Here is a 22,496-nt window from a genome sequence, read left to right on the forward strand (position 1 = left end):
GTATTCACTTCAGTGTATTAAGTTTAGCGCTGTAACAGCATGGCGTCGCCGTAGCTAAAAACGCGATAGCGCTCTTTAATGGCTTCATTATAAGCCTTCATAATTAAATCACGACCAACAAATGCCGAAACCAGCATAATGAGCGTGGACTCGGGCAGGTGAAAGTTGGTTATCATGCTATCGACCACTTTAAATTCATAACCCGGATAAATAAAAATATCGGTGTCATCAAAAAACGGTTCAATGTCTTCTGACTCTGAAGCCTGAGCAGCTGACTCGAGCGAGCGAACGGAGGTTGTACCAACCGCCACCACCCGGCCGCCCTCAGCCTTGGTTTGCTTAATGGCATGACAGGTTTCAGCACTGACTTTGGCGTACTCACTGTGCATTACATGGTCGTTAATGTCTTCAACACGAACCGGCTGGAAGGTTCCGGCGCCTACGTGCAGAGTCACATAGGCAAAGTTCACGCCTTTATCGCGCAGCTGTTGCAGTATCTCGTCGTCAAAATGCAGACCGGCGGTAGGGGCAGCAACAGCACCCGGCTCGCGGTTATAAACGGTTTGGTAACGCTCTTTATCAGAGCTTTCATCCGGACGGTCAATGTACGGCGGCAAAGGCATATGCCCGTATTGCTCAAGCAGTTCCAGTACCGTCTTGTCATGTTCAAACTTCAGTTCAAAGAGTGCGTCGTGGCGCGCCAGCATGGTTATCTTTACGTGGCCTTCCAACAGCAATTCAGCACCCGCTTTGGGAGCGCGGTTAGCACGGACATGCGCAAGCACCCTATGGTCATCCAGTAGTCGCTCGACCAGAACCTCGACTTTACCACCGGACACTTTTTCGCCCAGCAAACGCGCAGGAATAACCCGGGTGTCATTAAACACCAACAAGTCACCGGCGTTTATCTCATCCACAATATTTTTAAAGTGTTTATGCTCAATGCTGTTTTCACTGGCTTTTACCGAGAGCAACCTACTGGCACTACGTTGCTCCTGCGGATAGCGGGCAATAAGCTCATCGGGTAGCTCAAATGAAAAGTCACTGACTTTTAAAGTAGAATGATTGGTATCTGACATATCCGTGCTGTAATTGCGAGATGTAGTGAAGCGCGGATTTTACTGGAAAGTAGGCAGCCTGTCACTGTTGCAGGCTGCCCGTTTATCGCAAGTTTATGCTACGCCGAAAATTGCTTTTAAAATGTAGAAGAAAATAATCGACATAATGGCACCCGCCGGCAAGGTAACCACCCACGAAATAACGATGTTGCGAACAACACCAAGATTCAGAGCGGCAATACCGCGCGCCATGCCGACACCCAATACCGCGCCGACTAGCGTTTGAGTCGTTGATATGGGTAGCCCGGTACCTGAGGCAAGAACCACGGTTGACGCAGCAGCAAGTTCCGCCGCAAAACCACGACTGGGGGTTAAGTGCGTAATACCATTACCAATGGTGGCAATAACACGTTTACCCAGCATAGCCAGACCAGCAACAATACCAACCGCACCTAAAGGCAGAACCCACCAGGCCAATGTCGCTTTACTGCCAATATCACCACCGCTGGTTACCACACTCACCACTGCAGCAAGAGGACCAATAGCGTTAGCCACGTCATTTGAGCCATGCGCGAAAGCCATCGCACAGGCAGTGACCACCATCAGTACTGCAAAGACTTTCTCTACGTTGGTGTAGTGCATGTCTTTGTCGTCTGAGGGGTTAAATTTAAGACGTCCAATGGCAAACTTTCCGATAGCAAACACCAGTACCGCAATACCTAATGCCCACAGGAAACCTTCAATGCTGCCAAGATTCAGCCCTACGTGCTTAAGACCTTTTTTGATGGTGACCAGCGACAACACAAAGCCCGCTAACCCCATATAGTAAGGAACATAACGCTTGGCCATTGCTAACGGATTAGAGCGGTCAAAAATGAGCTTCTGTGCACTCATAAATATGAGGTAAGCAATGAACCCGGATATGGCCGGAGTGACGACCCAGCTTCCAACCACCCCCCCGACTTTTGCCCACTGTACCGACTCCATGCTAACGCCGACAGCAGAGAAACCAACAATGGCACCAATAATGGAGTGAGTGGTTGATACCGGCCAGCCAAGATAAGAGGCAATTAAGAGCCAGAACCCGGCAGCTAATAACGCTGAAATCATACCGAACACAAGCAGTTCTGGCTGATTGACAAAGTAAGCCGAGTCAATAATCCCCTTCCGAATGGTTGAGGTAACCTCACCACCCGCCAGGTAAGCCCCCGCAAACTCAAAAACCATTGCGATAACAATCGCCTGCTTTATGGTCAGCGCCTTGGATCCAACGGAGGTACCCATAGCATTGGCAACATCATTTGCGCCGATACCCCAGGCCATAAAGAAACCGAAAACCGCGGCCATCCCGATAAGCAGGACGCTATAGCTAGAAATAATATCCATAAATCAGACTCCGCTTAGACGCGCGCTAGCATTAGTTCGAAACGTGCACCGACTCGTTCAGCCAGGTCGGCTAAGTCGCCAACCCAGTCAAGAATACGGTATAAGAACATCGCATCTACAGGGTTCATATCGAGCTCGATTTTACGTAGATCCTGACGCAGTTTAATTTGAAGTTGATCGGTGTCGGCTTCAATGGCATCAAGTTCTATAATGAAGTTATCGACAAGGTCTCGTTCGCGTCCTTTAAAACCAGTTTCCAGCAAGTCATCAAACTCGCCGATGGTTTCGCGGGCTTTATCGGTCGCATCCAGACAACGGTTTAAGTAAGCATCAAAATCTTTAATCAGTGGTTCCGGGATAATCAACTCACGCCCCGTAACCAGACCGGAGATGTCTTTGGCTTTATTGGCAATTTTGTCCTGCTGAGAAACCAGCTCAAGCAAGTCCGCTCGCTCTACAGGCATAAATAAGCCACTGGGAAGGTTCAAACGGATTTTACGCTTCATATCATCCGCGGTTGATTCGTGTTTTACGATGGTTGCACGAGCCACTTCTGCGCTTTTCCAATCCTTCGAATAAACCGCTTTAAAGAAATCTTTAAGCGCATAAGCGCAGCGGTGCACTTCGTCCATGTGCTCAATCATCGGTTTAATAGGGGACTTTGCAAATACCCCAAGAAATGAGTTCACTGACATAACATTATCCGATTTTTTTCAGCCGATGTTAGCTGCGGCGAATGTTAGCGAAATCTAAAGGTAAAGGGAACCGTAAGATTTGATTAATTCATCACTCGCTGAACGCCCGTTCTATTTGAGTTCGCTGAGTATCCACTTCAGCTTCCACTTGTCTTAACAACTGGTGTGCGTTGTCCATTTCGTTGACTAATTGCTGTAACTGCACTGAGAATCCGTTAACTTTGTCTGTTTGCTGCTCCGCCAACCGAAATGAAGTTTTAGCTTCCTCGGTTGAAGCCTGCGCCTGAGCAGAAACCTCATTTGCAGTTTCTACCAGGCGTTCAACGAATTGCTGTTGCGAATGACTTGCCTCAGCAATGTCCTGGTAGCCTTTTTCAATGGAAAGCGATGCGTCCGTCAGTTGGTTCAGAGAGTCGTTAATACCACCAAGAGAGGACTGTGTTTTCTGCGCCAACTGCCGGACTTCGTCAGCCACCACTGCAAAACCGCGCCCTTGCTCTCCCGCTCTGGCAGCTTCAATGGCGGCATTCAGCGCCAGTAAATTGGTTTGATCGGCAATGCCTGAAATAATGGACAGCGCGTCTTTTACCTCATTTACCGAATGGTCCAGCTCTTCGGCGGAGCGTTTGGCCGTTTCAATCGCTTTTTCATTCAGCTCTGAGGCGTCTCTTAATTTAAGAATATGTTGGCGACTCTGTTTCATTGAGTCTTGGGTATCTAGCGCATTCTTTTCCAGAGTATTGGTGCACTGGTTTAATTCTTCAGTTAATTCGCTCAGTTCAGTAATACCGTGAATAGTATCCGATGCGGATGACTGCGTATCGGCAGAGGATTGCACAATCTGCTGTAACTCTTGTATTACCCGCTTCAACGCTTCATTAACTACCGTCATTTGCTGAGACTTTTCCTCGTCGCTACGCTGAGTCTGTTCAAGTATGCCGTTAAAGAACCGGGCAATCTCCGCCATCTCGGTGTCACGATCGGCGTTAGGTAAATAGTTGAGTTCCTGCTTAACCAACAAAGTCTCCATGGCATTGCGTAAGCTTCGCAGAGGCGTCAGAACCATGCGTTTAAGTAACACAAAGTTCAGTATGGCAAACACCAACAGCACCGCCACCAAGGCCACAAGACTCAGCTTTATCTGCATCAGGCTGGCTTGCTGATCTTTCAAGAGACTCTGCTCTACCTTTACAGCCAGTGACTGAATGTTGGCAATGTCATCGGAAATCGAAGCAAAGGCTTCACGTCTCGACTGAATAAGCTGTAATGTAGAGGACAGCTCTTTTGGGTACCGCTGAATTAAGCTGTTCATTTCTGAAATGATTTTCGGCCCCAGCTCTTTGGCTTCTCGCGGTACAAGCATCATTGACTGGTCGGGCAGCTCTTCTTTTACACCTAGCTTGGGTAATTGCTGCAGCCGGGCAATTTCTTTTTGCATAGCGGTAAGCACTTGCTCCAGTGCCTGCTCCTCGGCCTCACCATTAGATAAACGTTCCCGCGTATGTACCAGGTCGGCAATTAATAATACTAAGTCGCTACCGATACTTTGGTAAGTCTCCGCAGCTACTGGGTTATTGCTACTGCCTTTTTGCACGTAGTCAAACAAACGAGATAACTCATTAAATAAAGACCGCTCGGCATTCACCAGCAAAGCGGCCTCCTGGCCGGAGAGTTTACCTATGGCGCGATAGTCATCAGAGATTCGGCTACGGATATTATCCAGCTGTTCCTGCATAACCGAAGTGGAGGTTAAGTTCAGCGTATCGAGCTGGGCGTTCACTTCATTGACCGAGGCCTCGGCTTGGTTCAATAGCAGCGCATTACCTGACTGCAGGTATCCACTGAGCTCGGTTACCACTTCAACCATAAGTTTCTCTTTTATCGATGAGTAAATATTCTGCTGTTGTTCAAAGTGCTGTAATTGACTATTAGCCCAAATAAGCACTGACAAAAACACCAACGACAAGCCCAGCAAAGAAAAGGAAGAAACACGACTAAAGGTTGAAACGCGCATAAATAAGCCCAGTTAATATCACTGCGACAGCTTAAGACGTTTTTATGACAGCTTAATGAAAAAAGCCGCGGCAATTGCCACGGCTCTGAGGTTTTCTGAGGTATAACGCTAAGTTTTCTTAGAAAGAATAAACCAGCGTAACAGCTGTTTCAGTATCAAGTTTCTCGATACTTTCATCAGCAACCTGAGAGTTATGATTTGCTCCCAGTGACACCTTCATAGCCAGCGAACTGTTGATGTTTGCTGAGACTGACAACTCGGCTTTACTCTTCGTATTGTCTTCACCAACTTCAGAAGAAAGTAAGGCGCTGAAACGTGAGTTTTCACTGATTTTCCAGTTTAAGCTACCAGCTACACGCAGAATCATTGAGCCATTAGATTCAACCGGCGGCTCACCTTCAACCTGCACAGGTTTGGTGCGTGAGTAACCCGGACCAATTTCATAGTCGGCGTAAATGTCTTGATCATAACGATAACGAGCACCATAACCCGTTGCGACAGTAGCCTGATAGTTAAAACCACTGAATTCATCTTCTTCATAGGAACCGAAGACAAATAATGAGTCACGGCTATCTGGTGCAAACTTGTAGTTACTCTGAGCCGATATAAACATACGGTCAGCGGTTTCTACGCTCTCACCAGTATCCTGGTTCTCCTGCTCAGAGGTGTAATAATCGAAAACACCTTTATGGCGCCAGTTCTGCACGTCCCGCGATGCGGTAAACTTGCCTTTCAGACTTTCTGTTTCAGTGTTACCTGAGGTGTAAAGCAGGCCGAATTCGGCGCTGGCTTCCCACTCTTCTACGGTTTCAGTATCGATGTCGTCAGCATCGTCAAACATAAACGTTTGCGCACTTGCTACAACGGGTAAAAACAAACTAGCGAATAATAAAGAAAGTCGCACACTAACCTCGTATCTATATCTTTTATAAAGTTCTTAATTACTTAACTATGGCGTCTAATTCGCCGTTTTCGTAACGCTGAAACATTGTTTCTAAATTAATTGGCTTTATTTTACTCGCCATACCCGCACAACCAAAGGCTTCATAGCGCGCGCGACAAATGTCTTCCATCGCTTTGGTTGCCGCGGTAAAGAATTTGCGCGGATCAAAGTTTGACGGATTCTCGGCCAAATGACGACGAATAGCACCCGTTGAAGCCAAACGTAAATCGGTATCGATGTTCACTTTACGCACACCATGTTTGATACCTTCCTGAATTTGCTCAACTGGCACACCATAGGTTTCCGGAATTTCGCCGCCAAATTCGTTAATAATTTTCAGCCATTCCTGCGGTACAGATGATGAGCCATGCATAACTAAGTGTGTACCCGGAATGCGACGATGAATCTCTTTAATGCGGTCAATGGCTAAAATATCGCCTGTTGGTGGACGAGTAAACTTGTAAGCACCGTGTGATGTACCACAAGCAATAGCCAGCGCGTCAACGTTTGTTGCTTTAACAAATTCCGCCGCTTCTTCAGGGTCAGTCAGTAGCTGTTCGTGTGACAACTTACCTTCAGCACCAACACCGTCTTCTTCACCAGCTTCACCGGTTTCCAGTGAGCCCAGACAACCCAGCTCACCTTCAACAGAAACACCACAAGCGTGTGCCATTTCTACGGTTTGTCTGGTTACTTTTACATTGTAATCGTACTCTGCAGGCGTTTTGCCATCGTCCAGCAATGAGCCATCCATCATTACCGAGCTAAAGCCCAGTTGGATAGAACGCTGACATACCGCCGGAGAAGTACCGTGATCCTGGTGAACAACCACCGGAATATGGGGCCATTCTTCAACCGCAGCCTGAATTAAGTGGCGCAGGAATGGTGCACCGGCGTACTTACGAGCACCAGCTGAGGCCTGCACGATAACCGGGCTGTCAGTGGCATCGGCGGCTTGCATAATTGCGCGCATTTGCTCTAAGTTGTTGACGTTAAACGCCGGTACGCCGTAATCGTGTTCTGCGGCATGGTCTAATAACTGTCGTAATGACACCAGGGCCATAAAAATACTCCTTAATTAAAAAACTTGTGTTCAGGCGTCGTTAGCCCGTTCTTGTAAAATAGCAACGGCTGGTAATGTTTTACCTTCGAGGAATTCAAGGAATGCCCCACCACCTGTCGAGATATAACTAATCTTATCAGCGATAGCGTATTGATCAATTGCTGCTAAAGTGTCGCCACCTCCGGCAATTGAAAACGCATCGCTTTGCGCAATCGCTTCGGCTATGGTTTTTGTACCATGCCCAAATTGCTCAAATTCAAACACACCTACCGGCCCGTTCCAGACAATGGTTCCTGCATTTTTCAGCATAGACGCTAATTGCTCTGCGGTGTCAGGGCCAATATCAAAAATCATATCGTCGTCAGCAACAGCATTAACGGCTTTAGTTTCTGCCTTGGCTTCTGCGCTGAACTCTTTACCTGTTACTACATCGACAGGTAATGGAATGTCGCCGCCTTTAGCTTTTGCCTGCGCCATTAAACGGTTAGCTTCGTCGGTTAAGTCCGCTTCGTAAAGCGACTTACCCACATTATGGCCTGCCGCCGCAACAAAAGTGTTCGCAATACCGCCGCCCACAATTAACTGGTCAACAACACCGGACAAGGACTCTAATACCGTCAGTTTTGTCGATACTTTAGAACCACCGACAATAGCCACTAACGGGCGCTTCGGATTTTCCAGTGCTTTGCCTAAAGCGTCTAATTCGCCGGCCAGCAAAGGCCCTGCGCAGGCAACGGGGGCGTATTTAGCCACACCATGAGTGGATGCCTGAGCGCGATGTGCGGTACCAAACGCGTCCATTACATAGACATCACATAAGCTGGCTAATTTTTTAGCAAGCTCGTCATTATTCTTCTTTTCGCCAACATTAAAGCGGACATTCTCAAAAACTACCAGTTCTCCGGCCTTTAGTTCAATACCGTCGAGGTAGTCTTTACATAAGCGTACCGGGCAATCCAGCACTTCTTGTAAGTAATCAACAACAGGTTGCAGCGAAAACTCTTCGTCGTACTCGCCTTCGGTTGGGCGACCCAAATGAGACATAACCATGACTTTAGCGCCAGCTTTCAACGCTTGCTGAATGCTGGGCAGTGCGGCTTTTAAACGCGCGTCGGAAGTGACTTTTCCGTTTTTAACCGGAACGTTTAAATCTTCCCGAATAAGTACTCGCTTGTTACTTAAATCCAAATCAGTCATAGCAATGACAGACATGCGATATCCTCTCTAAGCTTAATGTTCTGTTTGTTCAGCCATCGTTTTTGCTGTGTCCAGCAAGCGATTCGCAAAACCCCATTCGTTGTCACACCAGCACAGCAGCTTAACCAGCCGCTTGTGACTAACACGGGTTTGCGTGCCATCAACAATGGATGAATGTGGGTCATGGTTAAAATCTATTGAAACTAAAGGCTCTTCGGTGTAATCCAGTATACCCGCCAGCTGCCGCTCGCTCTGCTCACGTAAAACCTGATTAATTTGCTCAATAGTGGCGTCGCTGTTTAGCGTAACGCTTAAATCCATAGCGGTCACATTGGTGGTGGGCACGCGCACGGCTATGGCCTCGAACCGCCCTTCTAAGTGCGGTAGTATTCGTTCAATACCGCGCGCCAAACGGGTATCCACCGGAATAATGGAACGCCCGGCGGCGCGGGTTCGTCTTAAATCCGGATGGTATGCATCAATAACCTGCTGGTCGTGCATAGCCGAATGAATGGTGGTAATAGCACCGGAGTCTATCTCGAATGCATCGTCCAGTACTTTAATGACCGGCACAATGCAGTTTGTTGTGCAAGAGCCGTTCGATACCACTTTATGGTCAACGGTGAGCTCTTTTTCATTCACGCCATAAATTGCGGTGAAATCGACGTCCGGCTTGCCGGGATGAGAAAACAGCACACGTTTTACGCCTTGTTGCAGATAAAGCTGACCGTCGGCCTGACTGCCGAATACACCGGTACAATCAACGACAAAATCAACCTTATGGGCGCGCCAGTCAATGGCTTCAATCTCGGTCTGGTGAGTTAAAGCAATATTGTCTCCGGCAACTGTCAGCGCATCACCCGACTGCGTTACTTTTTCTCCAAAACGACCGTGGCTTGAGTCGTATTTGAGCAAATGCGCTATCGCTTCCGACGCCGCAGGTTCGTTAATAAGCACTACCTGCACACTGTCGCGATAGCCGTTTTCGTACAGCGCGCGCAAAAAGCTCCGGCCAATGCGGCCGAAACCATTAATTGCAATACGAGCCGGTTCGCTCATTTAAGCTCCCAACAAGCGTTTGGCGGCAGCCACGGTATTTTCTGTGGTAATGCCAAAGTGTTTGTATAAGTCGCCGGCCGGAGCAGATTCACCAAAGGTTGTCATGCCAACGACTTCACCGTTAAGCCCAACGTATTTGTACCAGAAGTCGGCAATACCGGCTTCAACGGCAACGCGGCGAGTAACGCTCGATGGCAACACCGACTCTTTGTATTCAGCATCCTGAATATCAAACACATTGGTCGACGGTATAGAAACAACGCGTACCTTGTGCCCCTCATCAGTCAATTGCTCAAAGGCGTTAACGGCTAAATCAACTTCAGAACCTGTCGCAATTAAAATAACGTCCGGCTCGCCGTCACAATCTTTCAGCACATAACCACCGCGGGCAATGTTCGTTAACTGGTCGTCATTGCGCTCTTGCTGTTGCATGCCCTGACGGCTGAACACTAACGCCGATGGGGTTTTACTGCTTTGTACTGCGGCTCCCCAGGCTACGGCTGTTTCAACCTGGTCACACGGACGCCAGCACTGTAAATTCGGGGTTTGACGTAAGTTAGCCAGTTGCTCGACCGGCTGGTGCGTCGGCCCGTCTTCACCCAAGCCTATAGAGTCGTGAGTGTAAACAAAAATGCTGGGCTGCTTCATAAGCGCAGACATACGCACAGCGTTGCGCGCGTATTCCATAAACATCAGGAAGGTAGCACCGTAAGCTTTAAAGCCACCGTGCAAAGTAACGCCGTTCATAATGGCGGACATGCCAAATTCACGAACACCGTAGAACACGTAGTTACCGCTCGCGTCATTGGCCGTAATGCCTTTTGCATTGTTCCATAAGGTTAAGTTAGAGCCGGCCAGGTCGGCAGAGCCACCTAACAGTTCAGGTAATTTAGGACCAAACTCATTCAGTACGTTCAGTGAGGCTTTACGAGTTGCTACCGCTTCTGGGCTGCTCTGTAACTGCTTCGCGTAATTGTGCACAGTGTTCTCAAACCCTTCCGGCAGTTCGCCATTTAAGCGACGCTTCAGTTCTTGTGCCAGTTGCGGATATTCCTGCTCGTACGCCACCCAACGCTTATTCCAGGAAGACTCAACTGCTGCGCCTTTATCCACCGCCGACCATTTTTGGTATACGTCAGCCGGTACTTCAAAGGCTTGATGCGGCCAGTTCAGTTGCTTACGCGCAGCAACAATCTCGTCGTCACCCAGAGGTGCTCCGTGGCAGCTTTCAGAACCCTGTTTGTTCGGTGCGCCATAACCAATTACCGTTTTGCAGATAATCAGAGTCGGTTTATCTTCATTCGCACGGGCTTCATCAATCGCACGGGTTATGGCAGCTGAATCGTGTCCGTCAACTTTATTAATTACATGCCAGCCGTAAGACTCAAAACGTTTTGCGGTATCGTCGGTGAACCAGCCTTCAACTTCGCCGTCAATGGAAATGCCGTTGTCATCGTAAAAGGCAATGAGTTTGCCTAAACCTAAGGTGCCTGCCAGTGAACAAGCTTCGTGAGAGATGCCTTCCATTAAGCAGCCATCGCCCAGAAATGTGTAGGTATAGTGGTCAACAATTTCATGATTATCGCGGTTAAATTGCGCAGCCAGTACCTTCTCAGCCAGCGCCATACCTACGGCATTTGCAAGTCCTTGTCCCAGCGGTCCGGTAGTGGTTTCAATACCAGGGGTATAGCCGTATTCAGGGTGACCCGGGGTTTTTGAGTCTAACTGACGGAATTGTTTAATGTCTTCAATGCTCAGATCATAACCAGACAGGTGCAATAAGGAGTAAATTAGCATTGACCCGTGTCCGTTCGATAACACAAAACGGTCGCGATCGGCCCAGTTGGGGTTGTGAGGGTTATGTTTTAAATAGTCACGCCAGAGAACTTCTGCGATATCCGCCATACCCATGGGTGCCCCGGGGTGGCCTGATTTGGCTTTCTGAACCGCATCCATACTAAGCGCACGGATGGCATTGGCGAGATATTGACGTTCTGACATGAAAAACCCCCTGGAAGATGAAGAGCAACTTGCGATGCGCGTATTCTCCACATTTCAGGGGGTACAAGCAAATTTATAGGCAATATTTTGTTTAAATATCAGCCTGTAAATCGGCGGCTTTGTCGGTTTGTTCCCACGGCAGGTTGTCTCGGCCAAAATGCCCGTATGCCGCTGTCTGTTTATAGATTGGGCGTTCCAGGTCAAGCATTTTGATTAATCCATATGGCCGCAAGTCAAAATGACGACGCACCAGCGCAATTAATTGCTCTTCTGAGTGCTTAGACGTACCGAAGGTATCGATGCTAATAGAAGTTGGTTCTGCTACACCAATGGCGTAAGAAATTTGCAGCTCACAACGTTCAGCCAGACCAGCAGCGACCAGGTTCTTAGCAACATAACGCGCTGCATAAGCCGCACTGCGGTCAACTTTTGACGGGTCTTTACCCGAGAATGCACCACCACCGTGACGCGCCATGCCGCCATAGGTATCGACAATAATCTTACGTCCGGTCAACCCGCAGTCACCCATAGGCCCGCCGACCACGAAACGACCGGTTGGGTTAATGTGAAACTGCGTGTCTTTTGAAACCCACTGCTCCGGCAATACAGGCTTGATAATTTCTTCCATCACCGCTTCGCGCAGCGTTTCCTGAGTAATGTCTTCTCGGTGCTGAGTGGAGAGCACGACCGTATCAATGGCGACTGGCTTACCGTTTTCATAAACGAAGGTCAGCTGACTTTTCGCGTCCGGTCGCAACCAGTCCAGTGTGCCGTTATTGCGTACTTCCGACTGACGCTGCATAACGCGGTGCGCGTATGTAATAGGAGCCGGCATTAAAACTGAGGTTTCATTTGAAGCATAACCAAACATTAAGCCCTGATCACCTGCACCCTGCTCTTCCGGATTAGCACGGTCAACGCCCTGGTTGATATCACCACTTTGCTTACCAATAGCGTTTAAGACAGCACACGATGCTCCGTCAAACCCCATGTCAGAGTGCCGGTAACCAATATCTTTTACGGTTTGACGCGCCAAGTCTTCAACATCAACCCAGGCCTTTGTCGAAATTTCACCACCAACCAGTACCATGCCGGTTTTCACGTAAGTTTCACAAGCAACACGGGCTTTAGGATCTTTTGCTAAAATTGCGTCTAAAACTGCATCGGATATCTGGTCGGCAATTTTGTCCGGATGCCCTTCGGACACTGACTCTGAGGTAAACAGGTGACGTGACATATGCCCACTATTCCTTAATTTTAATGAAATCGTTTAATACTGGTTGCATAATGTAACCGATCACTCTGTTTTTTTCTACTTCTGGACGTCTAAAAGTCCGAATAAGGCTGACGACATGCGAGTACCGCGGATTTATCACCCCGCCTCTATAACCTTACAAAATGAAACCGAATTGAGTCCGGATGCTTTCCAGCACCTGATCAAAGTCTTGCGTTTGAACGTAGGTGATAGCATTGTTTTATTTAACGGTGACGGTCAGAACTACGAGGCAAAGATTACCTCAGTTCAAAAAAAGTCAGCGCAGTTTATTGCAACCAGCAGTCAGGCTAACGCATCTGAGTCACCGGTCAATATTCATTTAGCGCAGGTCGTTTCGCGCGGTGACCGCATGGACTTTGTACTGCAAAAGTCGGTAGAGCTGGGGGTAACCGAAATTACCCCGCTGTTCAGTGAGCGCTGTGGCGTGAAATTAAGTGGCGACAGGCTGGAAAAGAAACAGCTGCAATGGCAGAAAATTGTCCATTCTGCCTGCGAGCAATGTGGCCGTAGCGTGGTTCCACAAGTGAAGCCAGCACAGCAACTCACTGATTTTATTGCAAGCAGCTTTGAAGGGTTGCGCCTGACCTTAGACCCAACCGCCACCCAGCCGTTGTCGTCATTTCAGCAGGCCGAGAAGGGAATACAATTATTGATTGGTCCTGAGGGCGGGTTCACTGATACTGAAGTCAGTGCCGCCGGACAACAGGGGTTTAAACCCATGCGTTTAGGACCAAGAATATTAAGAACAGAAACCGCCGCGCTTTCAGCGCTAACCGCCGTGCAGTATCAGTTTGGCGACTTAAGCTAAAGGAGTTTACATGAAGAAGTTAGCTATGGTGATGGACCCTATCGCCACCGTTAAAACCGAAAAAGACACCAGTTTTCGTTTATTGTTGGAAGCTCAGGCACGTGGTTATCAGTGTTTCTATCTGGAAATGGGCGACTTAGTTATTGATAACGGTCAACCAATGGCCTTTGCACGGGAAGTTCGCGTTCAAGATCAAAAGACGGACTTTTACAGCTTAAGCGACAGTGAATACCGTCCGCTGGAGGATTTTGACGTCATTATGATGCGTAAAGATCCGCCTTTTGACAGCGAGTTTTTATACGCCACGCAGATTCTGGAACTGGCCGAGCAACGCGGTAGTCTGGTGGTGAATAAACCGCAGAGCCTGCGTGACTGCAACGAAAAACTCTTTACTTCGTGGTTCGCGGATTCTATTGCCGACACGCTAGTGAGTTCCAGAGCGGATGTCATTAAAGCTTTCCATAAAAAGCATGGTGAGGTGATTTTAAAACCGCTGGACGGTATGGGAGGCGCTTCAATTTTTAAAGTGGGCGCCGATGGCAGTAACTTAGGCGTTATTATTGAAACTCTGACTGAGAAAGGTCAGCGCTACGCCATGGTGCAAAAGTACTTGCCAGAGATTAAAGACGGCGACAAGCGCATTTTAATTATTGATGGTGAGCCTGTGCCTTATTCTTTAGCGCGTATTCCCAGCGCCGGAGAAACCCGTGGAAACCTTGCCGCCGGAGGCAGCGGGCGCGCTCAGCCTTTATCTGACAGTGACTGGGCTCTGGCTCGTAAAGTCGCACCGGAACTGAAAAAACGTGGGCTCATTATTGTTGGCCTGGACGTTATTGGTGATCGCATTACGGAAATAAATGTGACCAGCCCAACTTGTATGCGCGAAATTGAAAACGCCTACGACATTAATATTGCTGAACAGGTCTTTAAGGCAATAGAAGCAAAACTGAATTGAAATTCAACTATGCGCCCCCATGTTGTAAGTAGAGATTATCGTTAAGGAGTCGGTGAATCGATGAACAGTTTGCAGAACCATTTATTGATAGCAACACCTATGCTGAACGATCCAATGTTTAAACGGACCGTGACCTATATCTGCGAGCACAATGAAGAAGGCGCTATGGGCTTAGTTATTAATCAGCCGGCCGATTTAAGCGTAACCTCGCTGCTGGATAAACTGGAAATTGTTTACCCGGAAAATAACCAGCACTTACAGGGCAGCGTTTATCAGGGCGGGCCTGTAGGCCGTGAGCGTGGCTTTGTGATCCACCCTCCGCAGGACAATTGGCGCGCAAGCCAGAAGATGAGTGACGATATTATGGTGACCACCTCGCGCGATATTCTGGAAGCTCTTGGATCATCGGCTGCGCCACCGCAGTTTCTTCTGACTTTAGGCTACGCAGGTTGGGAGGCCGGACAACTGGAAGAGGAGCTAGGGGAAAATTCCTGGTTGGCTATTCCGGCAGACCCGGAGCTGCTGTTCAATACTCCACCCTCCGAACGTTGGCGAAAAGCCACCGAGCAACTGGGGTTTGACGTGTGGCAACTGGGGCCGGATGTAGGACACGCATGAGCACAGTAATAGGCTTTGATTTTGGCACCAAAAGTATTGGCGTTGCAGTGGGCCAGACCATAACAGCAACCGCATCGCCTTTAGCAGCTATTAAGGCCAAAGAAGGCATTCCCGACTGGCAACTGATTGAAAAGCTGTTTGCCGAATGGCAGCCCGAACAGTTGGTAGTGGGTCTGCCCTTAAATATGGATGGCACCGAACAGCCGCTAACTCAAAGAGCCAAAAAGTTTGGTAACCGTTTACATGGGCGCTTCGGTTTACCCGTAGCATTTCAGGACGAACGCCTGACTTCGACCTCGGCACGAGAAAGCCTGTTTGCTGAAGGAGGCTTTCGTAAACTGAAAAAAGGTGCGGTTGATAGTCAGGCTGCATTAATTATTGTTGAAGATTTTATGAACGGTTATTTGCCAAAAAGCGATAATTCGTTATAGTGTCGTCAGTAATAAGTTAAAGCGATAGGAGCTGGCCTTGTTTGGTAATGAAGAACCCTATTCAGTAACCGGTAACACCATTTTACTGAAAGATGAAAATAAAAAACTGCTTTTAATTACTGGTCCTCGTTACCAAAACATATTGGTTTCGCGCGGCTCTGTAGAATTAACGGACATGTCGGCTGAGCGTCGCCCGGGTTTCCGGATTGTAACTCTGCAGGAAGTCTTTAAAAAAGATAAAACCTACTTTTTTGTTCGTGCCGGTGGCGTCGAGTATCAAGTTGACCTTAAATTTGAAGACAGTCCTATTACAGAAATGAAGTTCTAGAAATTAACGGGAGTAACCAGAATGACACATAAACTCTGTGCTGTTGTCTGGTTACTCTTTGTCATCCCCTCTGTCGCCTACAGCCAAAACTTTTTCCAGCTTAATGAAACCGATAACGAACAACTTGTTTTTTCTTACCAGTGGCGCGATTTCGATGACCGTCAACAGTCATTCAGTTTCCAGGTCGATAAAAAAGAGTTCCTACAGCCACTAAAACGTTACCGCGGGTTTAATCGTGAACGCAGTCAACGCGAACTGGCACATCAACTCAACCGTTACATTAAGCAACAGCAGTGGCAAGGCATTCAGGCTCGTTTAACTCCGCGCCAGCAGTCCGTTGAGTTAGTTACGGCAAACGCCAGAACAGCACAAAAACAGCAACAGTTTAACGACTACAAAAGGCGTTTGCGTGATTACTATAACGAACGTTGGCATGACTATCTGGATGCAAACTTCTACCGTCAGTTGACCCTGCCTCCCGGAGAGCAGGGTATTATTCCCGACCACCCGGCTATAGCCAGTGAAGTTACTCCAACTCTAAGACCGTTAATACAGGCCATTGGTGAACAGCTGGGTACGAATACCCAAAGAAATTACATCAACTATGTCGCCAGTTTTATTCAGCAAATACCGTACAACGACTTAAACAGCAAACTGGATAGCCGGGGCGATGGCTTTGTCCCTCCAAACCAGTTGCTTTATTACAATCAGGGGGACTGCGACAGCAAAGTCACCTTAATGACCTCGGTTATAAAGCAAATTATCGAAACGCCCAAAATGGCCATTATTTATTTGCCTGAGCACGCAGTTTTTGGCATTGCTATTAGCAGGCAACCCGGGGATACGGCAGTTAAACACCAAGGGAGTAATTACGTGCTGGTTGATGTAACTGGCCCCGCAGCAATGCCGATGGGCCAGGTTAGCGAAAAGACTAAATTTCAGGTAGAAACTCAGCAGTACACCGTGGTACCACTCAACTGACTACAGGTGCTCTTCCGCAAATTTAGCAAGTGGACTTCGCACCACACCGTTTAAGTTGATGGTTGCACTACCCGGATAGTCTTTAAACCGCTCAACGATGTAAGTCAGCCCCGAGGTTACCGCGGTTAAATAGTAACTATCAATTTGCGCCAGGTTACCCGACACCACTAATTTGGTGTTCTCGCCACAGCGGGTAATAAGCGTTTTTAGCTGAGACGCGGTTAAATTCTGAGCTTCATCCAGAATAACAATGGCATTTTGTATGCTACGCCCGCGCATAAAGTTCAGCGATTTAAACTGAATGTTGGCCTTTTTCATTATGTAATTCAGGCTCGATTCCATGCTCTCATCCTGCTTATGCAGAGCTTCCAGAGAGTCTGTTATGGCCGACAGCCAGGGTGCCATTTTTTCTTCTTCGGTGCCGGGCAAATAACCAATAGATTCGGCAATTTCAGGCGTATTGCGGGTAACGATAATTTTCTCATAAATGCCCTGCTCCACCACCATTTGCAATGCTGCTGAAAGGGCGAGAAACGTCTTACCACTACCGGCCGGGCCGGTGAGAGTCACCATATCCATACTGGTATCCAGTAAAGCGTGCAATGCCATAGCCTGATAAATATTCTTCGGGTGAACCCCCCAGGCTCCATAAGACATCATCCGTTCTACGCTTAAATCCATCAGCGTTACAGTTTCGCTGTCGTATTCTTCCACCCGTGCCGCAAAATTATTAGTTGAGTCAATAATGTATTCATTAGCAAAAACCTGAGGCAGCAGTTCGCGACTCACCGTGTGGTAAGCATCGCGGCCTTCCTGCTGCGTTTGGACTTCACCCACCTGCGACCAGAAGTCACCTTCAAACTTATAAAACCCTTTGGTCAGCAAGCGAATGTCGTCAATAAGCTGGTCGGTGCGATAATCATCAACGTACTTCATACCTGCGCCTTTGGCTTTCAGGCGCATATTGATGTCTTTGGTAACCAGCACCACGCCAGCCGGCGAGCGCTCCCGTTGAATTTCCAGTGCCGCCTGAATAATGCGGTGGTCGTTCTCTGCCAGCGACAACACTGACTCGGTCTGCTCCAGCTGATAGTCGGGGAAAATGGCCAGGGTTCCGTTCGCCGTATGCTCGCCTTGCACCCTGTTTAACGGAACACCAGCAACAATTTCTTCCGGTGTGGCCTCTTTCAAAACCTCCTCGAGCGAGCGAATGGCGACCCGTGCTTCGCGGCTCACATCTCTATTGCGATCTTTTATATTGTCGAGCTCTTCCAGAACCACCATGGGGATAACCACGTTGTGTTCATCGAAGTTGAGAAAAGCGAGAGGGTCGTGCAGAAGAATGTTGGTATCCAGGATAAAGAACTTGCCAGCGTTTGTTGTCATTAGCGCGTACCTTTGCATGTGATTATTCTTTTCTTACAGCTTAGCCTAAAATTCATGACACAACGGTTACAGAAATAAATTTTTCCTCGGAATTGGCGAGCGAATTAAGTACCATTGCGACCTTGGTAAATGGCGCGCGGGAGTGTGTAGTGAGCGAGTTTAGAGTTGGACAGCGTTACCTTAGTGAAACTGAAACCGAATTAGGGCTAGGCATGATCACCCAGGCCGAAGGGCGTCACTTAACCGTGATGTTCCCCGCAACCGGTGAAGTGCGACTGTATTCAGCTCAGGAAGCCCCTCTGGCCCGTTATCAACTGCAAGTACAGCAACAGGGCAAACACGCCGATGGCTGGAGCTTCACAATTCAGGAGCTGACAGAGTCACAGGGTATTGTGACCTACCATGGTTTACGCGATGACAACCAGGAGCCGGTTGTGGTTCCGGAAACCCAGTTATCACATCAGGTGGACAGTAATCCGGCATTAACCCGTTTACTGGCCGGCCAGGCCGACCGCCTGGATATGTATCAGCTGCGCTGCGAAGCCAGTGAACACCTGGCGCATCATCAGGCCAGTGAGGTTGCCGGTTTATTAGGTGTTCGTACCCATTTGCTGCCGCACCAGTTGTATATTGCCAAAACTGTTGCCGACCGTTACCACCCGCGAGTGCTTTTAGCCGATGAAGTGGGCTTAGGTAAAACCATTGAAGCCGGCATGATCATCAAGCGCCGCCTGAATACCGGCCGCTCGCAGCGGGTCTTAATTGTGGTACCGGAATCTTTAATGCATCAGTGGCTGGTTGAGTTACGCCGCCGCTTTGCGCTGAACTTTACTCTGTTTGATGATGAGCGTTGCGAGCAGGCGGAAGCCGACAGTGAAAATCCGTTTTTAACTGAACAGCACATTATTATCAGTAGCCGCTTTATGCACGAGTCGCGCTGGAGTCAGGCGTTGCTTGAGGCGGAATTCGATCTGCTGATAATTGATGAAGCACACCATTTACAGCCCGAGGCACCGGAATTTAGTGCGGTTAAAAGCCTTTGCGAAGCGGTTCCCGGCTTGTTGCTGTTAACGGCAACCCCGGAGCAAGAAGGTGCCGAAGGTCATTTCCAGCGACTGCAGCTACTGGACCCGGACAGGTTCTCCGACTTTGCCAGTTTCCAGCAAGAGCAAACACAGTATAAAGAATTAGCAGAACAAGCCGAGTCTGTTACTGACCCGGCAGAACTCGATGACCTGCTGGATAAACATGGTACTGGCCGCGTTATGTTCCGTAACCGTAGGGCCGATATTGGCGGTTTTCCTGAACGCCATTTTCATCCGGTAGAACTGGATGAATGCGAACCCGATGAAGACATGCCCTGGTGGATGGAAGATCCGCGCATTGACTGGTTATTGAATCACATTAAACAGAACCGCTCGGAAAAAGCACTGCTGATATGCAAAACGGCAGAGCAAGTACTGGATTTGTCGGAAGCCTTGCGCGTACTGGCGGGGGTACAGGCGGCAACCTTCCATGAAGGTATGACGCTGACCGAACGTGACCGCTCCGCCGCCTTTTTTGCCAGCGAAGAAGACGGCAGCCCTATTCTGCTGTGCTCAGAAATTGGCAGTGAAGGTCGTAACTTTCAGTTTGTTCATCAACTGATTCTGTTCGACTTGCCAACGAACCCTGACCTGCTGGAACAGCGTATTGGCCGCTTAGACCGCATTGGCCAGCAGCAAAATATTGATATTTACCTGCCTTACTGCAAAGGCTCGGCGGAAGCCATATTGCTGCCATGGTACGAGCAGGGTATGAACGCCTTCTCTCAATGTAATGCGATAGGCCGTAAACTGTACGATGCTTTTGGTAAGGACATTGAGCAGGCTGTTGCTGAGCAGAAGCCACTCAGTGACGAATTGCTGGAGCAGACGAAAGAACTGCACAAAACCTGGCTGGAACGGAACCGTGAAGGGCAGGACAAGTTGCAGGCACTAAACGCCTGTCGTCCTGAAACTGCTGAAAAAATCATAGAACAAATTCATAGCGACAGCGATACCGACACTCTGGCAGACTTTATGATTGCCTTCTTTGACCGTTTTGGCGTGACTAACGAAGTGCTGGATGAAGAGCGCTGGTTTATTCGCCCGGGTGAGCATATGCGTGTCGGCAGCCTGCCGGGACTGCCGGATGATGGCATCACCATAACCTTTGACAGGGTGACCGCACTGAACTTTGAAGATACTGACTTTTTAAGTTGGGATCACCCCATGGTGCAGGCTGCGCTTGAACTGCTGACTGCAGATGACTTTGGCAGCACCTGCGTTGCAGAGCTGAAAAACCCGGCTATTCCGGCTGGCAGCTGGTTCCTGGAACTGGACTTTGCCAGCATAGTACCGGCGCCTAAAGCCGCGGCATTGCAGGAGTTCTGCCCATTGCAGAGTTTACGTCTGTTGTTTAATGGTCAGGGTCAGGAGCTGTCCGCTAAAGTGTCACGCGAGCTGCTGGACCAACAATCCAGCTTTATTGATAAAAAGACCGCGCGACAGATATTGCGTCAGTTACGTGACCCGGCGCAAAAGATTATTCAGTCCGGCCAGCAACAGGCTCGTGAGTGGCAGCAAAAGCAGCTGGATGAAGTAAAGCAAAATGCGCTGGCTGCACTGCAACACGAACGCACGCGCTTGCTGGAATTACGACAGAAAAACCCGTCGGTGCGCAGCAGTGAAATAGAGGCGATAAATTGGCGCGAAGAGCAAATTACGGCGGCGCTGGAGAGCCCGCAGTTATCGCTTCAGGCAGTGCGTATCCTGGTGAATAACCATTAATGACGCTGCTCCATTATCAGCCGCCGACAACGCCATTTCTTCAGGTTATCTATGAGGACAGCCAGTTGTTGGTGGTTGATAAGCAAAGCGGGCTGCTCAGTGTTCCGGGCAAGCGACCAGAACATAAAGACTCGGTTTATACCCGCGTACAGCGCGTACACCCAGAAATAAGAGTGGTCCACCGGCTGGATATGGCAACTTCCGGAGTTCTTTTACTGGCAAAAACTAAAGCCGCGCAAAGTCACCTGAACCGGCAGTTTCAGAATCGCACAACCAGTAAAAGGTATATTGCCCGAGTTTGGGGCAAACCACCTTCTCCGCAAGGGGAAATAGAGTTGCCGTTGTCCTGCGACTGGCCGAATCGCCCGCGCCAGCACATGGATTTTTTCACCGGCAAACCCAGCACGACCTTTTATCGTGTAACGGATTTTGATAACGGTTGTAGCCGCCTTGAACTGACACCTCATACCGGACGCTCACATCAGCTCAGAGTTCATATGCAGGCCCTTGGCTGCCCGATACTTGGAGATAAATTCTATGCACACAGCGATGCTTTCGCTGCTGCTGAGCGTTTATTACTGCATGCGGAATACCTTGGCGTAACCCATCCGCAAACCGAACAACCTATAGAGTTTTTCAGCCCCGTTCAGTTTTAGCAATTTGCACTCAAGCTAGCGCCGCTTCAGCCGATACAGGCTGCATGAAGCGCTATCTATTAATTCTGCTGGCGGTTGTTTTCATCAACCCCGCAGTAAGCCAGGACGACCTAGAACGTTATTTGCCGCAAGACCAGCTCCATTGGTTAACCGGAAATGACGGCGAACGCTATTTGGCGTTAAAGAAAGAGTACTTGCAGGCCTTTGAGCGCGGGCAAATGGTGCTTTTACCAGATTGGTACTACCATCCACTGCAGTCTTTTTATATTCGCCCGGTTTATGAAAACGCACCGGATTTTGGCTGGACCACCTGGGCTTTAACCCCGCCCGACAACGACATACGTACAGACAATTTGCAGACACCTGCTACGACAACGCATTTCCCTGAGGCTGCAGACGAAGAGGTCTTTACGGCACCAGTGAATGCTTTGCAGCAACGCATGACTCTGCTGCTGAACGAAACCCTGGACCGCCCGGGCTTTTCTGTATGGGTAGTAGAAGGAATTACCGCAGACATAGCCCTGCGTTTGCTGGAAAGTGAGCCTTCAATAATGCCCGATGCTATTGTATTGGTTAACGCTTATGTGCCTCAGTTTCAGTATAACCGCACTCTTGCTGAACGCATTAGCCAGTCGCAACTGCCGGTTCTCGATATTCGCAGTGCGGAAGCTAACCGTTGGGTGAGTGAACACTGGGCCTTGCGTAAAAAACTAGCGAATAAATACCAGCACCCAGCGTACCGCCAGCGTCAGCTGGTTAATTCCGGTAACACCGGGCAGCGTGAATTAATCTCTACTATAAAAGGCTGGCTGGAATTTCACGGCTTTTAAC

Annotated in this window: 20 protein-coding genes; 9 read left to right on the forward strand and 11 right to left on the reverse strand. The window is 48.8% G+C overall.

Annotated elements, in window-relative coordinates:
• Positions 1 to 23: 23 nt before the first annotated feature.
• The 10 genes from queA to metK all read right to left on the reverse strand — a co-directional run bounded on the left by queA (position 24) and on the right by metK (position 12,653).
• The gene (gene queA, locus ACP7H9_RS05455; RefSeq protein ID WP_286830538.1) at positions 24 to 1,079 is read right to left on the reverse strand and encodes a tRNA preQ1(34) S-adenosylmethionine ribosyltransferase-isomerase QueA; all 1,056 of its coding nucleotides are present in this window, start codon (positions 1,077 to 1,079) and stop codon (positions 24 to 26) included.
• 93 nt (positions 1,080 to 1,172) lie between these two features.
• Positions 1,173 to 2,444 (reverse strand): inorganic phosphate transporter, encoded by a 1,272-nt coding sequence (locus tag ACP7H9_RS05460; protein WP_286823180.1) that lies wholly within the window; start codon positions 2,442 to 2,444, stop codon positions 1,173 to 1,175.
• Between the two features lie 14 nt (positions 2,445 to 2,458).
• Positions 2,459 to 3,139 (reverse strand): TIGR00153 family protein, encoded by a 681-nt coding sequence (locus ACP7H9_RS05465; RefSeq protein WP_011235435.1) that lies wholly within the window; start codon positions 3,137 to 3,139, stop codon positions 2,459 to 2,461.
• A gap of 91 nt (positions 3,140 to 3,230) precedes the next feature.
• On the reverse strand, positions 3,231 to 5,153 hold the full coding sequence (locus ACP7H9_RS05470; protein WP_439222324.1) for a methyl-accepting chemotaxis protein: 1,923 nt from the start codon (positions 5,151 to 5,153) through the stop codon (positions 3,231 to 3,233).
• Positions 5,154 to 5,271: 118 nt separating this feature from the next.
• A complete protein-coding gene (locus ACP7H9_RS05475) occupies positions 5,272 to 6,057 on the reverse strand; it encodes a DUF481 domain-containing protein (protein WP_439222325.1) in 786 nt (261 codons plus the stop codon).
• A gap of 37 nt (positions 6,058 to 6,094) precedes the next feature.
• Positions 6,095 to 7,159: a class II fructose-bisphosphate aldolase gene (gene fba / locus ACP7H9_RS05480; RefSeq protein ID WP_034822116.1), complete on the reverse strand. Its 1,065-nt coding sequence runs from the start codon at positions 7,157 to 7,159 to the stop codon at positions 6,095 to 6,097.
• Between the two features lie 30 nt (positions 7,160 to 7,189).
• The gene (locus ACP7H9_RS05485) at positions 7,190 to 8,371 is read right to left on the reverse strand and encodes a phosphoglycerate kinase (RefSeq protein ID WP_439222326.1); all 1,182 of its coding nucleotides are present in this window, start codon (positions 8,369 to 8,371) and stop codon (positions 7,190 to 7,192) included.
• Positions 8,372 to 8,389: 18 nt separating this feature from the next.
• Positions 8,390 to 9,415 carry an erythrose-4-phosphate dehydrogenase gene (gene epd, locus ACP7H9_RS05490; protein WP_439222327.1) on the reverse strand — a complete coding sequence of 342 codons (1,026 nt, stop codon included), beginning with the start codon at positions 9,413 to 9,415 and terminating at the stop codon, positions 8,390 to 8,392.
• A complete protein-coding gene (tkt, locus tag ACP7H9_RS05495) occupies positions 9,416 to 11,416 on the reverse strand; it encodes a transketolase (RefSeq protein ID WP_439222328.1) in 2,001 nt (666 codons plus the stop codon).
• A 91-nt stretch (positions 11,417 to 11,507) separates the two neighbouring features.
• A complete protein-coding gene (gene metK / locus ACP7H9_RS05500; protein WP_011235442.1) occupies positions 11,508 to 12,653 on the reverse strand; it encodes a methionine adenosyltransferase in 1,146 nt (381 codons plus the stop codon).
• 115 nt (positions 12,654 to 12,768) lie between these two features.
• Between metK and ACP7H9_RS05505 the strand changes: the two genes are divergently transcribed.
• From ACP7H9_RS05505 to ACP7H9_RS05530, 6 genes are read left to right on the forward strand one after another with little or no spacing between them, the layout of a single operon-like run.
• Positions 12,769 to 13,500, forward strand: a complete 732-nt coding sequence (locus tag ACP7H9_RS05505; RefSeq protein ID WP_439222329.1) for a 16S rRNA (uracil(1498)-N(3))-methyltransferase — start codon at positions 12,769 to 12,771, stop codon at positions 13,498 to 13,500.
• A 10-nt stretch (positions 13,501 to 13,510) separates the two neighbouring features.
• Entirely contained in the window at positions 13,511 to 14,455 is a 945-nt protein-coding gene (gene gshB, locus ACP7H9_RS05510; RefSeq protein WP_034822102.1) for a glutathione synthase, read from the forward strand.
• Between the two features lie 60 nt (positions 14,456 to 14,515).
• Complete coding sequence (locus ACP7H9_RS05515) at positions 14,516 to 15,073, forward strand: YqgE/AlgH family protein (protein ID WP_034822099.1); 558 nt, start codon at positions 14,516 to 14,518, stop codon at positions 15,071 to 15,073.
• Positions 15,070 to 15,504 (forward strand): Holliday junction resolvase RuvX, encoded by a 435-nt coding sequence (gene ruvX / locus ACP7H9_RS05520; RefSeq protein ID WP_034822096.1) that lies wholly within the window; start codon positions 15,070 to 15,072, stop codon positions 15,502 to 15,504. The genes ACP7H9_RS05515 and ruvX overlap by 4 nt, the downstream gene beginning before the upstream one ends.
• A 37-nt stretch (positions 15,505 to 15,541) precedes the next feature.
• Positions 15,542 to 15,832, forward strand: coding sequence for a hypothetical protein (locus ACP7H9_RS05525; RefSeq protein ID WP_034822093.1), 291 nt, complete (start codon positions 15,542 to 15,544; stop codon positions 15,830 to 15,832).
• Positions 15,833 to 15,853: 21 nt separating this feature from the next.
• Positions 15,854 to 16,813, forward strand: coding sequence for a hypothetical protein (locus ACP7H9_RS05530; protein ID WP_034822090.1), 960 nt, complete (start codon positions 15,854 to 15,856; stop codon positions 16,811 to 16,813).
• Here the strand turns inward: ACP7H9_RS05530 and ACP7H9_RS05535 are convergent, their stop codons facing one another.
• Positions 16,814 to 18,199: a PhoH family protein gene (locus ACP7H9_RS05535; protein ID WP_011235449.1), complete on the reverse strand. Its 1,386-nt coding sequence runs from the start codon at positions 18,197 to 18,199 to the stop codon at positions 16,814 to 16,816. It lies immediately after the preceding gene.
• 149 nt (positions 18,200 to 18,348) lie between these two features.
• Here ACP7H9_RS05535 and rapA point away from each other — a divergent pair, with 149 nt between their 5' ends.
• From rapA to ACP7H9_RS05550, 3 genes are read left to right on the forward strand one after another with little or no spacing between them, the layout of a single operon-like run.
• Positions 18,349 to 21,009 carry an RNA polymerase-associated protein RapA gene (gene rapA, locus ACP7H9_RS05540; protein WP_034822082.1) on the forward strand — a complete coding sequence of 887 codons (2,661 nt, stop codon included), beginning with the start codon at positions 18,349 to 18,351 and terminating at the stop codon, positions 21,007 to 21,009.
• Positions 21,009 to 21,665, forward strand: coding sequence for a pseudouridine synthase (locus ACP7H9_RS05545; RefSeq protein ID WP_034822079.1), 657 nt, complete (start codon positions 21,009 to 21,011; stop codon positions 21,663 to 21,665). The genes rapA and ACP7H9_RS05545 overlap by 1 nt, the downstream gene beginning before the upstream one ends.
• A gap of 44 nt (positions 21,666 to 21,709) precedes the next feature.
• Positions 21,710 to 22,495 carry a DUF3530 family protein gene (locus ACP7H9_RS05550; RefSeq protein ID WP_034822076.1) on the forward strand — a complete coding sequence of 262 codons (786 nt, stop codon included), beginning with the start codon at positions 21,710 to 21,712 and terminating at the stop codon, positions 22,493 to 22,495.
• Position 22,496 lies beyond the last annotated feature (1 nt).

It is taken from the genome of Idiomarina sp. ST20R2A10, assembly GCF_051842345.1.
GTDB lineage: Bacteria > Pseudomonadota > Gammaproteobacteria > Enterobacterales > Alteromonadaceae > Idiomarina > Idiomarina loihiensis.